Genomic DNA, 14,677 nt, shown 5'->3' with positions numbered 1-14,677 from the left:
CGTTAGCGTTGAAAGATCACTCGATGCCGTTGCCGATACGCGAGGCATCGAAGCCATTCTTGCAGAACCAGCCCTCGCAGTTCAGCCAGACGAGGAAGGCCTTCCCGCGGAGGTTCTGTTCCGGCAGGAAATGGGTCTGCGTCCAGAACCGGCTGTCCTCGCTATTATCACGATTGTCGCCCATGACGAAATAATGCCCGGGCGGAACCACCCATTCGCCCTGCCCCTCCGGCCGTGCGCTGTCCAGCCATTCCAGCACCGTATGGGGCCGTCCCGGCAGTTTTTCCTTCAATAGTGCGGCCCCGGTCTCACCTGCACCGCTGCCCTTGCCCACGTAGTCGCCCAGCTTCTCGTAGGTCAACGGCTGCCCGTTGATCGACACCGTGTCCCCATGGAACCCGATCTTGTCGCCCGGCAGGCCGATCACGCGCTTGATCCAGTTGTTCTGGGGGTCGTGGGGCGGCTTGAACACCACCACGTCGCCGCGCGCCGGTTCATCGATGGCCAGGAATTTCTGGTTGGTGATCGGCAGGCGCAGGCCGTAGGAGAACTTGTTGACCAGGATGAAATCGCCGATCAGCAGGTTCGGCATCATCGAACTGGACGGGATCTTGTAAGGCTCGGCGATGAAGCTGCGCAGTACCAGCACCACGGCCAGCACGGGGAAGAACGCGCGCGAGTAGTCCACCAGCACCGGCTCTTCGTCCAGCAATCCGCTCCGGGCGCGCCGGCGCTTGGCCAGGAACAGCTTGTCGGCCAGCCATACCAGGCCGGTCAGCAGCGTCAGTACCACGAGGATCGTTTCAAACCAGACCATACACACTCCGTTGAATGGCCCCTCTCCCACCGGGAAAGGGGTTGGGGTGAGGGTACGGCGAAGTCCGCGCGCTCCCGGCTTCGCGGACTTCGCCGTACCCTCATCCGGCGCTATGCGCCACCTTCTGCCGCAGGGAGAAGGAAAACGCTACTTGCTGTCCACCTGCAGCACGGCGAGGAAGGCTTCCTGCGGAATCTCCACGCGCCCCACCTGCTTCATCCGCTTCTTGCCCTCTTTCTGCTTCTCGAGGAGCTTCTTCTTGCGGGTGATGTCGCCACCATAGCATTTGGCCAGCACGTTCTTGCGCATGGCCTTGACCGTGCTGCGCGCGATGATCTGCGAGCCCACGGCGGCCTGGATGGCCACGTCGAACATCTGCCGCGGGATCAGCTCCTTCATCTTCTCGCACAGTTCGCGGCCGCGCCGGTCGGCATGGCTGCGGTGCACGATCAGGCTGAGCGCATCGACCTTGTCGCCGTTGATCAGCGTATCCAGGCGCACGAACGGGCCGGGCTGGAAGCGCAGGAATGCATAATCCAGCGAGGCATAGCCACGACTGACCGATTTGAGCTTGTCGAAGAAATCCAGCACCACTTCGGCCATGGGCAGCTCGTAGCTGATCTGCACCTGGCTGGCCAGGTACTGGATGCCGATCTGCGCGCCGCGCTTTTCCTCGCACAGCTTGATGATGGCGCCGATGTAGGCTTCCGGGGTGAGGATGTTGGCGCGGATGATGGGCTCGCGCACCTCTTCGATCAGGTTTGACTGCGGCAGTTTGGCCGGATTGTCCAGCGAGAGCACCGTGCCATCGGTCCTGAGGACTTCATACACCACCGTCGGCGCGGTGCTGATCAGGTCCAGGTCGTACTCGCGCTCCAGGCGCTCCTGCACGATTTCCATGTGCAGCATGCCGAGGAAGCCGCAGCGGAAGCCGAAGCCCATGGCCTCGGAACTTTCCGGCTCGAAGCGCAGCGCGGCGTCGTTGAGGCGCAGTTTCTCCAGCGCCTCGCGCAGCGCCGGATAGTCCTCGGCGTTGACCGGGAACAGGCCGGCGAACACGCGCGGCTGCATTTCCTGGAAGCCGGGCAGCGGGCCCGGGGCCGGGTCGGACGCGAGGGTCAGGGTGTCGCCGACCGGCGCGCCGTGCACGTCCTTGATGCTGGCGGTGATCCAGCCCACCTCGCCGGCGCCGAGCTTCTTCAGTTCCTTGCGCTTGGGGGTGAACACGCCAACCTTGTCCACTTCATGGGTGCGGCCGGTGGACATGACCAGGATCTTGCTCTTCGGCCCGATCTCGCCCTGCATCACGCGGACCAGCGAGACCACGCCCAGGTAGTTGTCGAACCACGAGTCGATGATCAGCGCCTGCAGCTTGTCGGTGTCGCGCGGCTTCGGCGGCGGGATGCGCTGCACGATGGCTTCCAGCACCAGGTCGACGTTGAGTCCGGTCTTGGCGCTGACCGGCACGGCATCGTCGGCGTCGATGCCGATGACGGCCTCGATTTCCCGCTTGGCGCGCTCGATGTCGGCGGTCGGCAAGTCGATCTTGTTGAGCACCGGCACCACTTCCAGGCCCTGCTCCACCGCGGTGTAGCAGTTGGCGACCGACTGGGCCTCCACGCCCTGGGCGGCGTCCACCACCAGCAGCGCGCCTTCGCAGGCCGCCAGCGAGCGGCTGACTTCGTAGGAGAAGTCCACGTGGCCGGGGGTGTCGATGAAGTTGAGCTGGTAGACCTGCCCGTCCTTGGCCTTGTACGGCAGGGACACGGACTGGGCCTTGATGGTGATCCCGCGCTCGCGCTCGATGGGATTGGAGTCGAGCACCTGCGCTTCCATCTCGCGGGCCTCGAGGCCGCCACAGAGCTGGATGATGCGGTCGGCCAGGGTCGATTTGCCGTGGTCGACGTGCGCGATGATCGAGAAGTTGCGGATGTTCCGCATGGAATCAGAAGACATGGGGAGTGCGCGGCGGCCTGTGCGGTCGTCAGGAATAACGGGACATTATCGCACGGACACTGCCCGGTCTCGCCGATCCGCATCCCGGCCCCGGGGAAAACGCCGTCGCCCCGCAAAGGCGGGGCGACGGGGGGTCACCTGCGATGGCGAGCGTGGTTCAGCCTTTTTCCACCGTCACGGCGACGAAACGGGTCACGCCGCGATGGCGCACCAGCAGCATCACGGTGTCACCGGGCTTCGCAGCGGCCAGTTCCCGGTCCAGCGCCGCAGGGCTGTCCACCTTGATGCGGCCTACCTGCAGGATCACCATGCCCGGCGCAAGGCCCGCCTCGCGGGCGGCAGCGCTGTCCACACGCGCCACCAGCACGCCGTCGCTGCCTTCAATGCCCAGTTGCTTGCGGCTGTTCGCGTCCAGCGATTGGGTCTGGATGCCGAGCGCATTGCGTCCGGCCGGAGCTGCCGGCCTGTCGGGCGACGCCGGGGCGACACTCGCTCCCGCCTCGCCTTCGTCCAGTTCGCTGAGCGTCACGGTCAGATCACGCGGCTTCCCATCGCGCAGGACACCCAAGGTGACCTTGGTCCCGGGGGCCATCGCGCCGATGATCGGCGGCAGATCGCTCGAATCGTTGATCGCGCGGCCATTGACCGAACGGATGACGTCTCCGGGACCGATGCCGGCCTTCGCCGCAGGACTGCCACCCACCACGTCATTGACCAGCGCACCCCGGTTGTCGGGAAGCCCGAAGCCCTTCACGGCATCGGAGGTCACCGCACCTACCTGCACACCCAGCTGCCCGCGACTGACCTTGCCGGTGCTCTTGAGTTGCTCCACCGCGCCCATCGCCAAATCGATCGGAATCGCGAAGCTGATGCCCATGTAGCCGCCGGACACCGAGAAGATCTGCGAGTTGATGCCGACCACTTCACCGCGCGTATTGAGCAGCGGGCCGCCCGAATTGCCCTGATTGATCGCCACATCGGTCTGGATGAAAGGCACGTAACGCTGCTCGGCCGACGCACTGCGACCCACGGCACTGACGATGCCGGCGGTGACGGAGTGATCCAGCCCCAGCGGCGAGCCGATCGCCACCACCCACTGGCCCGGCTTCAGCGTGGCCGAGTTGCCGATGCGCACGGTCGGCAGGCCCTTGGCCTCGACCTTCAGCAGCGCCACGTCGTATTGCTGGTCGCTGCCGACCACCTTGGCGGTCAGCTCGCGGCGGTCCGGCAGGGTGACCTTCACCTCGTCGGCGCCATCCACCACGTGATGATTGGTCAGCACGTAGCCGTCGGCTGAAATGATGAAACCCGATCCCATCGAGGTACCGCGCCGCTGCGGCCCCTGCTGGCCTGGGCCCGGCATCGGGAAGCCGGGTGGCAGCATGCGCCGGAAGATCTCGGGTATCTCGGCTTCTTCGGCCTGCGCACTGCGGCGCGACCCCACCGTCGCCTCCACGTTCACCACGCCCGGTCCCACCTGCTCCACCAGTTGGGTGAAGTCGGGAAGGCCGGTCACCAGTTGCGGGGCTGCCGACTGCGCAGCGACAGGCGCCGTCACCACCGCAGGCACAGGCGCCTCAGGCTGCTGCGCGCAGGCGGCGAGTGGGGTGGTGAGCATCAGCACGGCCAACAGGCCGGAACGGGCGTGAGGAGTCATCGAACGCATGCCTCGATCAGGAAAAGGTAGGGATTTCATCTCGCCTCCGGCCGACGACCGGAAGCCGGGGTCATTCGCGCGGCGCGTCGATCGGAGGTGTCGCCGGCGCGGACTGCAGGCGCGGCTCGAACGGGTAGAAGGTGCGCGCGGCCGAATCGGAGCTGTACCCCGTCGTCAGACCACCATTGGCCGATGGATACCCCGACAACGCGGACCTCGGCCATGGCCGGGACGGCACGCTGCCGGTATCGCCTGCCCGATGGGCGAAGGGATTGGCGGCGAGTTGCGACGGTGCGGCCGCCACCAGCGTACCGACGGTGTCCATCGGCGCGTTCTGCGCAGTGCCCGTCGCTCGGACCGGGGCATCGGCGCGCGCCACACGCTGCGCGCTGCGCGCTGCCTGCTGGCTGCGCGTGGCACTGCGACGGGCGGCATTGTCCTGCCGGCGGGGCACGCTGGCCACGGCAGCAACAGCGGCCACCGCGTAGGCCTCGGCGTCCGGCGCGGGCGCTGAAGGCGTCTCCGCCGGAACGGCGGGGGTTGTTGTCTGCGTGGATGCCACCTGGGTTCCCTCGCCCACCGGCACGTCCTGCGGCGATTGCTGGCGCGCCATGAACAACGCGACCAGCGCCACCGACGCCGCAAGCGCGCCACCGCCCCAGCGCGCGAGCAGGTTGCGCGAACGCGGGGCCTGCATCTGCGATGCGGCGGAGGCGGGAACGGATTCGGCCGCGATCGCCCGTGCCACGCGCTCGGCGAAGCCTGCGGGCGCCGGCGCACGGCCTTCACCGCGCAGCACGTCGCCGCACAACTGCCAGCGTTCCCAGCACCCGGCCAGGTCCTGGTCGTGCTGCAGTCGCCGCAGCAGGAAGCGCGCTTCATCCGCAGGCAGGTGGCCGTCCATCAGGGCGGACAGTTGCTGGCGGTGATGGGTTTCTAGCTTGTCGATGATCGGAGTCTCGTTGCGGGCGGTCATGAGCGGGCTCGCTCCCGGGTTGCACTGTCGTTGTCCAGCAGGGGACGCAGCTGTTCATCGATGGCCTCGCGCGCCCGGAAGATCCGGGAACGCACGGTGCCGATCGGGCAGTCCATCTTCTGCGCGATCTCCTCGTAGCTGAGGCCTTCCACCTCGCGCAAGGTGATCGCAGTCCGCAGCTCCTCGGGCAGGCCGTCCACGGCCTTCATCACCGTCGCCTCCATCTCCTGGCGCATCAGCTCGCGCTCGGGCGTGTCGGTGTCGCGCAGCCGGGCGCCGATGTCGTACTGCTCGGCGTCGGCGGCGTCCACGTCCGCCGTGGGAGGGCGGCGGTTGTGTGCGACCAGGTGATTCTTGGCGGTGTTCACGGCGATACGGTGCAGCCACGTATAGAACTGGGAATCGCCCCTGAAGTTCCCCAGCGCGCGATATGCACGCAGGAAGGTCTCCTGGGCCACGTCCTGGCACTCGCTCCAGTCATGGATGTAACGCCCGATCAACGCCACCACGCGATGCTGGTACTTGCGCACCAGCAGGTCGAAGGCCGCGCTGTCGCCGCGTTGCACGCGCCTGACCAGCTCGAGGTCCAGCTCCTGGGTTGGATCTGTTTCGGCCATGCCGGGCCGCACTCCTGTCGGCTCGGCGTTGGCCGTGCCCTGTGACCGCGCTAGCGGAGGAAAGTTCAACGCCTTGTCCAAACCGTTGCCCTATCAAGAATTTAACCGGCGCAGCGGGAACATCCCCCTGCCGCCGGTCACGCCCGTGACGACGTTCTCGTTGATATGTGGATTTGACGGGGATGAAACAACCTCGGGATGATAGCGGCCTTATCCATACGTGAACGGATGGTCCCTGCATGGCCGCGAACTTCGATGGGCTGCGATTCAGTCACTGGCAGACCGAGCTACGCGAGGACGGCATCGTGGTGCTGGCCTTCGACCGCCAGGGCGCCAGCGTCAATGCGTTCTCGCAGGACGTGCTGATCGAACTGGCCGACATCATCGAACGCCTGTCCATCGATCCGCCGAAAGGCGTGGTGCTGCGTTCGGCGAAGACATCGGGCTTCATCGCCGGCGCGGACCTGAAGGAATTCCAGGAGTTCGACCGCAAGGGCACGGTCAACGACGCGATCCGCCGCGGCCAGGCCGTGTTTCAGAAACTGGCCGAACTGCCCTGCCCGACGGTGTCGGCCATCCACGGCTTCTGCATGGGCGGCGGTACCGAAATCTCGCTGGCCTGCGACTACCGCGTGGCCAGCAGCGACCCGTCCACGCGCATCGGCTTGCCCGAAGTGAAGCTGGGCATCTTCCCTGGTTGGGGCGGCAGCGCGCGACTGCCGCGCCTGGTGGGATCACCGAAGGCGATGGACATGATGCTGACCGGCCGCACGTTGTCGGCCAGCTCCGCAAAGGCGATGGGCCTGGTCGACAAGATCGCCGAGCCGGCCGTGCTGATCGATGCCGCGATCGCCTTGATCGCCTCGCGCCCGCAGCGCCCGTTCAAGCAACGCTTCACCGGCTGGATCAGCAACAGCTGGATCGCGCGCCAGTTGCTGGCGCCGCAGATGCTCAAGCAGGTCGCGCGCAAGGCGCCGAAGGCGCACTACCCCTCGCCGTATGCGCTGATCAATGTGTGGAAGACCGCCGGCGGCAAGGGCGTCCAGGCCCGCCTCGACGCCGAGCGCAAGGCAGTGGTGAAGCTGGCGGGCACGCCGACCGCGCGCAACCTGATCCGCATCTTCTTCCTCACCGAACGCCTGAAGGGCCTCGGCGGCAAGGACCATGGCATCGCGAACGTGCATGTCGTCGGTGCCGGCGTGATGGGCGGCGACATCGCGGCGTGGTCGGCCTACAAGGGGTTCAACGTCACCCTGCAGGACCGTGAGCAGCGCTTCATCGACGGCGCACTCTCCCGCGCGCAGGAATTGTTCACCAAGAAGGTGAAGGACGAGAGCAAGCGTCCCGCCGTGGCCGCGCGATTGAAGGGCGACCTGGCCGGCGACGGCGTGCCGCAGGCCGACCTGGTGATCGAAGCGATCATCGAGAACCCCGAAGCCAAGCGCGATCTCTACCAGACCGTCGAGCCGCGCCTGAAGGCCGATGCGCTGCTGACCACCAACACGTCATCAATCCCGCTGACCGAGCTGCGCGAGCACATCCAGCGTCCCGCACAGTTCGCCGGCCTGCACTACTTCAACCCTGTGGCGCTGATGCCGCTGGTAGAGATCGTGCAGCACGACGCGCTCGACGACGCCAACGTCAAGCGCCTGGCTGCGTTCTGCAAGGCGTTGGACAAGTTCCCGGTGCCGGTGGCCGGCACGCCGGGCTTCCTGGTCAATCGCGTGCTGTTCCCGTACATGCTCGAAGCCGCCACCGCCTACGCCGAAGGCATCCCCGGCCCGGTGATCGACAAGGCCGCAGTGAAGTTCGGCATGCCGATGGGCCCGATCGAACTGATCGACACCGTGGGCCTGGACGTGGCCCAGGGCGTGGGGGCGGAACTGTCGCCGTTCCTCGGCCTGACGTTGCCGGCGGCACTGGCGACGGTCGAACCCGGCAAGCGCGGCAAGAAGGACGGCCAGGGCCTCTACAAGTGGGAGAACGGCAAAGCCGTGAAGCCGCAGGTCCCGCAGGACTACAAGGCACCCGATGATCTCGAGGACCGCCTGATCCTGCCGCTGCTCAACGAAGCCGTCGCCTGCCTGCACGACGGCGTGGTCGCCGACAGCGATCTGCTCGATGCAGGCGTGATCTTCGGCACCGGCTTCGCCCCATTCCGCGGCGGTCCGATCGAACACGTCAAGGCGGTCGGCCCCGACGTGCTGCTGGAAAAGCTCAAGGCCCTGCAGGCCCGCCATGGCGACCGCTTCGCCCCGCGCCCCGGCTGGGACAACCCGGTGCTGCGCCAGCCCACGGCCTAGCGCCCGACAGGTCGCAGCAATTACAACGTGTGGGGCGGGTCGGCATTGACCACCTGCACGCGGGCGCCCGTCGTCTGCGGCAGCAGGCTGGCGTCGGTCGCCACCAGTACGGTTCCTGGTACGAGCAGCGGGTAGACGTTCGCGGCGAACGCAGCGGGGATCACGACGTTGTCGATGGCGTCGCGGTCCAGCACGCGACCGGCGTCGTCTTCATGCCCGGGGATCGCGATGGCCATCCATTGCGGCGCACGGCCCTGGGGAAATTGCGCGAACGTGCCCTGCATGTACCCGCTGCCCATCACGTAGGCATGCGTGCCCAGCACCAGGCCCGGCCTGCGCAGTTGCACCCGCGTGCGGCCGATCTCCACCCCGTTGCGCAGCACCACCAGGCGCTGGTCGCTGCGGCTCAGCACCAGCGATACCGGCCCCAGCGGCGCAGCGGCCGGCGTCCAGCGGAAGGGCTCGTCTGCGGCCAATGGCACTGACGCAGCATCCGCCCCCGAGGCCGCGACCGGCGACAGCAGCAGCGGATGCACCATGTCCGAGTGTGACACCCCGTCCTTGGCGATCACCACCGTCATGCCCATCGTGGTGGCATCGAACAGGCGACGCGCGAACTCCGACGGCAGATGCACGCACCCGTGCGATTCGGGGAATCCGGGCAGGCCACCCGCGTGCAGCGCCACGCCATCCCACGTCAGCCGCTCCTGATACGGCATCGGCGCGTTGTTGTACGTGCTGGAACGGTGGTCCTTGTCCTTCTGCAGGATGGTGAACACACCCGTCGGGGTCTCATGCCCGGGCTTGCCCGTGCTGACGGTGCTCACCGCCTCCAGCACGCCGTTGCGATACACATAGGCGCGCTGCTCGGTGAGGCTGACCAGCATCACCATCGGGCCCATGGCCTTGTCGTCGCCGCCCCATATCCACTCGCCGGGCGCCAGCGCGGACGGCATCGTGTCCGCCGAACGGCTTTCCTTCGCGCCCCAGAACGGCACTGCCTGCGCCACCGCCGCAAGTCCGAACGCCGCCACCATGCCTGCCATCCACTTCCAGCCCGTTCCACGCATCACCGTGCTCCATCGCATGCCCGGCGGCAGCCTAGCGCAGCCCGTCGCCCGGCAAGGTGACCGGGCGCGCGTATGAAGGCTCCCGACATCAGCCGGCCGGCAGCACCTGGGTCATCACCCAGTCTTCCTTGGGATCATCGCCCACGTGGAAGAGGGAGCGGCCGACGATCTGGAAGCCATGCTTGCGCCAGAAGCGGATCGCCTGCGGGGCCTCCTGCCAGACCGTCAGCCAGACCGACCGCGACCCACGCAGCCGTGCCGCCGCCAGCAGGTGCGACACCAGCACGGCGGCGATGCCCTGCCCGTGGAAGGCTTCGTCCAGGTAGATGCGCGCCAGTTCCACCGTCGGCCGCAGCCCCACTTCGGCCGGCGGCACCGTGCCCCAGCGCAGTTGCGCGAAGCCGGCCCACACGCCGTCCTGTTCGACGATCAGCGTAAGCGTGTCCGGGTCGCGGATTTCCTGCGCCTGCCGTTCGGGCGTATAGGCCTGCGCGACGAAGGCCGAGACGTTTTCCGGCGTGCTGCAATGGCCGTTCGCAGCAAGGAAGGTGCGCCGCATCATCGCGGACAGTTCAGCGGCTTCGGACAGCCGTGCGGGGCGGATTTCGGTTTTCATGCAGCGTGCATGGTACGTGCTTCCATGCCCTGCATAACGCAGACGCGCAGCGGATGAGGTCAGTGTGAGTTGTCCGCATCCCTGATCGCCTACCATGGCGCGCCCCACGCCATGGAAGTACCGCATGTCCCGCTGGCTGATCCTGTGCCTGCTGCTCGTCCCCATCTTCAGCGTCCACGCAGCCGACGACGAAGCCGCCGTGCGCGCCGCATTCGCGGCGTACAAGTCCGCCGTGCTCGCCCGGCAGGGCGAACGCGCCGCCGACCAGGTCACCACCGGCACGCTGCGCGAGTACGCGCGCTATCGCGAACTGGCGTTGAGCGCCCCACGCACCGAGCTGGAAGCACTGCCGATGACCGAGCGCCTGCAGGTGCTGATCATCCGCGCACGCGTCCCGGCCCATGACCTGCGTGCGATGGACGGGCGCACGGTGTTCACGCATGCCGTGGACCGCGGCTGGATCGGCCGCGAAGGCGTCGAGCGCAGCGAACTGGGCACCCTGCAGGTGGACGGCGACCACGCGGCGGCACGGCTGAAGATCGGCACCGTCGAGATGCCCTTCGATTTCGAATTCGAGCGCGAGCAGGGCCGCTGGCACTTCAACCTGATCCCGCTGGTCACGATGAGCGAGGACGTGTTCAAGCAGCTGGCGCGGCAGAACGGCGTCAGCGAGAACGAGATGGTGATGACGCTGGTACGCGGACTGTCCGAGGCGCCCGTGGATGACAGTCTCTGGGACCCGCCGGCGCAGTGAGCGCCGCTACCGCCGCACGAACACCTCGGGCGGCGCGCGCACCGGACTGCGGTGCGTGGGCAGGTCGCCCATCAGGCCCAGTCGCGCGGAGAAGTCCGCCAGCCGCGCCCACACGTAGGGTTGCAGATCGTCGGGGGCGGCGTCGTAGACCTGGCGCCACAGCTGATCCATGAACACGCGCGGGTCCTCGCGCAACGCATCGCGTTCGATGCGTTCCCCGGCGACGGCCAGTGCTGCCCGGATGGTGGCCAACGTGTCCATGCCCGCAGCGTAAGGGGCGCACATGCCGGTTGTGTGACATGCCGGCGGTTTTTCCGACGACCGGCACCGTTCTGTGAACGCGATTACGTTCAGGCGAACACTCAGCGGGTGGGTGCCGGCGGATCGTTCCCCTCGCGGAACAGCCACAGCATCGCGCGCCGGTACGTTTCCCCGATGCTGGCCGCATGCGTGCCATCGGCGATCTCGAAGAAGCCGACCCGCCACGGTGCATCCGCGCGGGACGTCCAGACATCGGCCCACTCCCTCGCCACCCGCCGGCGTTCGACGGTGTCGCGCGTGCCGCTGGCCACCGCCACGCGCAGGTCGTCGCGCGCGTGCGGCAGCGCCCCGGCGAACAGCGCGTCACGCGCCGGACCGGGCGCCGGATTGCTGGCGATGCGTCCCCAGAACAGGTCCGGCGCCTCGCGTGCCGACCACAGCACGAAGTAACCCGCGCGCGACTGCCCCACCAGGATGCGTCGCGCCGGATCGCCGGCGTAACGACGCTCCACCTCGGGCACCAGTTGCCCGCGCAGGAAGGCCAGGAATCCGGGCGCCCCGCCCTGCTCCGGCGTGGCGTCCGCGCCCGGCGCAGTGAAGTCGGTGTTGCGCTTGTTGATGCCCGGGTCGAAGCCGCCATAGGCGATGCCCACCAGGATGGCCTCCGGCAGTTTCTCGTCGTAATGCAGGAACAGATGCGTGGGCGCCAGCAGCGGGAACAGGCTGTCGCCATCCAGCAGGTACACCACCGGATAACGCGTCGGTGCCGACGCGTCGTAGCCTTCGGGATAGCGCACATAGACGTGGTGCACGCGCCCGGATCCGCGATCCGTCAGCGGGAAGTAATCCCCCTTCAGTGCAGGCAGATACTCCAGCGGTACGCGCGGCGCGGTGCCGTCTTCGCTGGTTGGCGAAAGCGGCGCCGCCCGGGCCGTCGGCAGCGCGGTCACCAACAACCACGCCAGAATGACCATGGTGCAGCGGATCATGTCGTCACCCCCATGCCCGCGCACTGCGGGCCCGGCCGCATTCTCGCAGGATCGGCTGCCGGCCGACCGGACTACTTCGGCGCGGACTTCAATGCCTGCGCGTGCTCCCAGACATCCTTGAACAGCTCCGCGTAGACCTTGCCGTCACGCTCCGCCAGCGAGGTATTGGTGAACAGCACCACAGCCACGTCACCCGCCGGCGTGGCGAGCATCTCGGTCCGCACGCCGGGGTCGGAACCGCCGTGGCCGACGAAGCGGCCATCGTACTTGGTGGCCCAGAACAGGCCGGAGTTCTTCTCCGCCAGTACGATGTTGTCCGGCTTGTTCGCCGCGGTGTACTGCAGCCTCATCATCTCCGCGGCCGAGGCGGGCTGCAGGATGCGCGCGCCCTGGTACTGGCCGCCGCCAAGCAGCGCAATGAAGAACCGCGACAGTTCCGCCACCGACGTCCGCACGCCACCATCGGGATAGGTGGTCAGGCCGTAGGGCGGGAGGGGAATGCTGAAGCCGTCCTGCGCCACGTACAGCGTGGCATGCGCACCCGCCGGCACCTCCGACAGCAACCAGCCGCTGCGGGCCATCCGCAACGGCGCGAAGATGGTGCGGCGCGTATAGGTGTTCAGCGGTTCGCCGACCGCACGCTCCACGATGTAGCCCGCCAGTGCCGCCCCGATGTTGGAGTACTCGCGGTGCGTGCCCGGCGCGTGCGGCACGAAGTTCTCCGGCGCGTAGTCCTTGCCGCCCGCCACCAGATAGCCCGACAGGAAATCACCCAGCGTTTCCGGCGCATCACCGCCCCAGTGATACAGGCGCTCGTACACCGCCCAGCGGTCCGTGATGCCCGAGGTGTGCGTGGCCAACTGGCGCAGCGTGATGCGCGCCTCCGGGAACGCGGGATGCACCACCTTGAAAGGCAGATAGCGGGTGATGTCCTCGTCCAGCGACAGCCGGCCGTCCTGCACCGCCTGCATCATCGCCACGCCGGTGAAGGTCTTGCTGATCGAGCCGATCGCCATCACCGTGTCGGGCGTGAACGGCACGCCGCGCTGCTTGTCGGCGAAGCCGTAGCCCTTCGACCACGCCACCTTCCGGTCGATGATCACCGCCGCGCCCACGCCCACCAGGCCGGACTCGGCCATGCGCGCCTGGATGCGGGCATCGATGCCCGCGCCCGCGGGCGCATCCGCGGCACCCGCCCTGCCCGACACCAGCATCGCGACCAGCACCGCGGCCACCCGCCATGACGTCCTGAAACGCATCTGTCCTCCCCTGCCGGTACCGGCGTGTCGTAATGACCATGCCAGGCGAAGGAGAAGACCCGCGCCTGTCCAGCCCGGGAGGATGCACGCAGACCATCGTGCCGGCTAGCAGGATGCGACGAAGCCGCGATGGGACCGACGAATCACCCTCGGCCCCTTGCGCGCCCTACTCCGGCCAGCGCACCACGCTCATGCCCGCGGGCATGGAGGCCCGGACCTCCTGCTGCGCGCTGGCGGGCGTCCACATGCCGTGGCCGATCCGCGAGACATCGTCGAACGTGCCCAGCAGGCGGTAGCGCGCGAACGTGTACGCGATGCCTTCGCTGGCCAGTTCATCCGGGCCGTCGGTGAGGGCGAAGTGGAGTTGCGGAGCGGAGGCGCTGCCACTGAACCCGACCTCGGCGATCCTGTCGCCCGCCTTGACGCGCGAGCCCGGCGTGACCGTCGCACTGCCGGGGCGCAGGTGGCCGTAGTGCGCGTAGTAGCCGTTGTCGAGCTGCAGCACCACGTGGTTGCCTTCGGCACCGGTGATGCCGTCGGACAGCCGCGTGCGCTCCGGCGACCGGTCGTGCACGCGGCTCACCACGCCATCGGCCACGGCATACACAGGCTGTCCATGACTGTAGGTGCGTGCGGCAAGATCGTTGCCCTCCGGCGCCTTGCGCCCGGATGCATCCAGCTTCACCCAGTCGGCCGCATGGCGACCGGGGGTACGCAGGGCACCGTTGAAGGCATAGCCCACGCGGCGATGCCCGCGCGCCCAGCGGGGATCATGGATGGCGACCCACGGACCGCCGTCGAGCGGCGGCGCCAGCACCGGAGTCCTGCCGTCGATCACCGGTGTCGGACCGCCTTCGATCGTGTCGATGCCCGCACCGGCATCCGCATCCGCATCCGCATCCGCAAAGCCGACACGATGGCGCAATGCGGCGGGCAACGCGCCCTTCAATGGCAGTTCGATGAACACCACGCCGCGCCGCCCCGACGGGATCGCATCGAAGGTCTCGGCCTTCCACTGCACGCCCGAGCGGTCCAGCCGTTGCTCCAGCGCCGCGCCTTCGTAGGCGGCCAGCACGCGCCCATCGGCCGCATCCAGCACGTCCACGCGCACGGGCCGCAGATCGCGGCGGGCATGGTTGTCCAGGTGCAGTTCGTAGACCAGTTCGTGGCCTTCCTGCATCGCGCGCGCCATGGGCGCCACGGGTACGCGCAGGTCGAAGGACTCCCTGGGTTGCGCTGCCCACGCGAGGGACGCACTGCAGGCCAGCATCGCAATCACGGACCAACGGCCAAGGTGGAACCGCATGCGGGATTCTCCGGGATGAACATGGTGGGCGGATGCCGCAGCGGCTTCGGTGCTCCACGCCTGCGCAGGCCGCCGAACTGTGCCATGGAACGGTGC

At 67.8% G+C, this 14,677-nt stretch carries 13 protein-coding genes; 2 read left to right on the top strand and 11 right to left on the bottom strand.

Features of this window, described 5'->3' with window-relative positions:
* Window positions 1-16: 16 nt before the first annotated feature.
* The 5 genes from lepB to rpoE all read right to left on the bottom strand — a co-directional run bounded on the left by lepB (window position 17) and on the right by rpoE (window position 6,023).
* Window positions 17-817 (bottom strand): signal peptidase I, encoded by an 801-nt coding sequence (gene lepB / locus IB223_RS06710; protein WP_192200830.1) that lies wholly within the window; start codon window positions 815-817, stop codon window positions 17-19.
* 147 nt (window positions 818-964) lie between these two features.
* Complete coding sequence (gene lepA, locus IB223_RS06705) at window positions 965-2,758, bottom strand: translation elongation factor 4 (RefSeq protein ID WP_185742119.1); 1,794 nt, start codon at window positions 2,756-2,758, stop codon at window positions 965-967.
* Between the two features lie 172 nt (window positions 2,759-2,930).
* Window positions 2,931-4,430, bottom strand: a complete 1,500-nt coding sequence (locus IB223_RS06700) for a DegQ family serine endoprotease (protein WP_192200829.1) — start codon at window positions 4,428-4,430, stop codon at window positions 2,931-2,933.
* 70 nt (window positions 4,431-4,500) lie between these two features.
* The gene (locus tag IB223_RS06695) at window positions 4,501-5,406 is read right to left on the bottom strand and encodes an RseA family anti-sigma factor (protein ID WP_192200828.1); all 906 of its coding nucleotides are present in this window, start codon (window positions 5,404-5,406) and stop codon (window positions 4,501-4,503) included.
* Window positions 5,403-6,023, bottom strand: coding sequence for an RNA polymerase sigma factor RpoE (gene rpoE / locus IB223_RS06690; RefSeq protein WP_192200827.1), 621 nt, complete (start codon window positions 6,021-6,023; stop codon window positions 5,403-5,405). The genes IB223_RS06695 and rpoE overlap by 4 nt, the downstream gene beginning before the upstream one ends.
* A 239-nt stretch (window positions 6,024-6,262) precedes the next feature.
* Here rpoE and IB223_RS06685 point away from each other — a divergent pair, with 239 nt between their 5' ends.
* On the top strand, window positions 6,263-8,326 hold the full coding sequence (locus IB223_RS06685; RefSeq protein ID WP_192200826.1) for a 3-hydroxyacyl-CoA dehydrogenase NAD-binding domain-containing protein: 2,064 nt from the start codon (window positions 6,263-6,265) through the stop codon (window positions 8,324-8,326).
* A 20-nt stretch (window positions 8,327-8,346) separates the two neighbouring features.
* Here the strand turns inward: IB223_RS06685 and IB223_RS06680 are convergent, their stop codons facing one another.
* Entirely contained in the window at window positions 8,347-9,414 is a 1,068-nt protein-coding gene (locus IB223_RS06680) for a L,D-transpeptidase (RefSeq protein ID WP_225590829.1), read from the bottom strand.
* Window positions 9,415-9,484: 70 nt separating this feature from the next.
* Window positions 9,485-10,012: a GNAT family N-acetyltransferase gene (locus IB223_RS06675; protein WP_192200825.1), complete on the bottom strand. Its 528-nt coding sequence runs from the start codon at window positions 10,010-10,012 to the stop codon at window positions 9,485-9,487.
* 124 nt (window positions 10,013-10,136) lie between these two features.
* Here IB223_RS06675 and IB223_RS06670 point away from each other — a divergent pair, with 124 nt between their 5' ends.
* Complete coding sequence (locus IB223_RS06670; RefSeq protein ID WP_192200824.1) at window positions 10,137-10,766, top strand: hypothetical protein; 630 nt, start codon at window positions 10,137-10,139, stop codon at window positions 10,764-10,766.
* 6 nt (window positions 10,767-10,772) lie between these two features.
* Here the strand turns inward: IB223_RS06670 and IB223_RS06665 are convergent, their stop codons facing one another.
* From IB223_RS06665 to IB223_RS06650, 4 genes are all read right to left on the bottom strand, one after another.
* A complete protein-coding gene (locus IB223_RS06665) occupies window positions 10,773-11,027 on the bottom strand; it encodes a hypothetical protein (RefSeq protein ID WP_192200823.1) in 255 nt (84 codons plus the stop codon).
* 101 nt (window positions 11,028-11,128) lie between these two features.
* Complete coding sequence (locus IB223_RS06660) at window positions 11,129-12,016, bottom strand: alpha/beta hydrolase-fold protein (protein ID WP_192200822.1); 888 nt, start codon at window positions 12,014-12,016, stop codon at window positions 11,129-11,131.
* Between the two features lie 71 nt (window positions 12,017-12,087).
* The gene (locus tag IB223_RS06655) at window positions 12,088-13,275 is read right to left on the bottom strand and encodes a serine hydrolase domain-containing protein (RefSeq protein ID WP_225590828.1); all 1,188 of its coding nucleotides are present in this window, start codon (window positions 13,273-13,275) and stop codon (window positions 12,088-12,090) included.
* Window positions 13,276-13,441: 166 nt separating this feature from the next.
* Window positions 13,442-14,581: a M23 family metallopeptidase gene (locus IB223_RS06650; RefSeq protein ID WP_192200821.1), complete on the bottom strand. Its 1,140-nt coding sequence runs from the start codon at window positions 14,579-14,581 to the stop codon at window positions 13,442-13,444.
* Window positions 14,582-14,677: the final 96 nt, after the last annotated feature.

The organism is Pseudoxanthomonas sp. PXM03, from assembly GCF_014852005.1.
GTDB lineage: Bacteria > Pseudomonadota > Gammaproteobacteria > Xanthomonadales > Xanthomonadaceae > Pseudoxanthomonas_A.
This window is presented reverse-complemented; position numbering and strand designations above follow the sequence as displayed.

Bases quoted from the DNA above. Each gene is read 5' to 3' on its own strand.
- IB223_RS06650 (WP_192200821.1), bottom strand. From the start codon at position 14,581: ATGCGGTTCCACCTTGGCCGTTGGTCCGTGATTGCGATGCTGGCCTGC.
- lepA (WP_185742119.1), bottom strand. From the start codon at position 2,758: ATGCGGAACATCCGCAACTTCTCGATCATCGCGCACGTCGACCACGGC.
- IB223_RS06655 (WP_225590828.1), bottom strand. From the start codon at position 13,275: ATGCGTTTCAGGACGTCATGGCGGGTGGCCGCGGTGCTGGTCGCGATG.
- IB223_RS06665 (WP_192200823.1), bottom strand. From the start codon at position 11,027: ATGGACACGTTGGCCACCATCCGGGCAGCACTGGCCGTCGCCGGGGAA.
- rpoE (WP_192200827.1), bottom strand. From the start codon at position 6,023: ATGGCCGAAACAGATCCAACCCAGGAGCTGGACCTCGAGCTGGTCAGG.
- IB223_RS06680 (WP_225590829.1), bottom strand. From the start codon at position 9,414: ATGCGATGGAGCACGGTGATGCGTGGAACGGGCTGGAAGTGGATGGCA.
- IB223_RS06660 (WP_192200822.1), bottom strand. From the start codon at position 12,016: ATGATCCGCTGCACCATGGTCATTCTGGCGTGGTTGTTGGTGACCGCG.
- IB223_RS06675 (WP_192200825.1), bottom strand. From the start codon at position 10,012: ATGAAAACCGAAATCCGCCCCGCACGGCTGTCCGAAGCCGCTGAACTG.
- IB223_RS06700 (WP_192200829.1), bottom strand. From the start codon at position 4,430: ATGACTCCTCACGCCCGTTCCGGCCTGTTGGCCGTGCTGATGCTCACC.
- IB223_RS06685 (WP_192200826.1), top strand. From the start codon at position 6,263: ATGGCCGCGAACTTCGATGGGCTGCGATTCAGTCACTGGCAGACCGAG.
- IB223_RS06695 (WP_192200828.1), bottom strand. From the start codon at position 5,406: ATGACCGCCCGCAACGAGACTCCGATCATCGACAAGCTAGAAACCCAT.
- IB223_RS06670 (WP_192200824.1), top strand. From the start codon at position 10,137: ATGTCCCGCTGGCTGATCCTGTGCCTGCTGCTCGTCCCCATCTTCAGC.
- lepB (WP_192200830.1), bottom strand. From the start codon at position 817: ATGGTCTGGTTTGAAACGATCCTCGTGGTACTGACGCTGCTGACCGGC.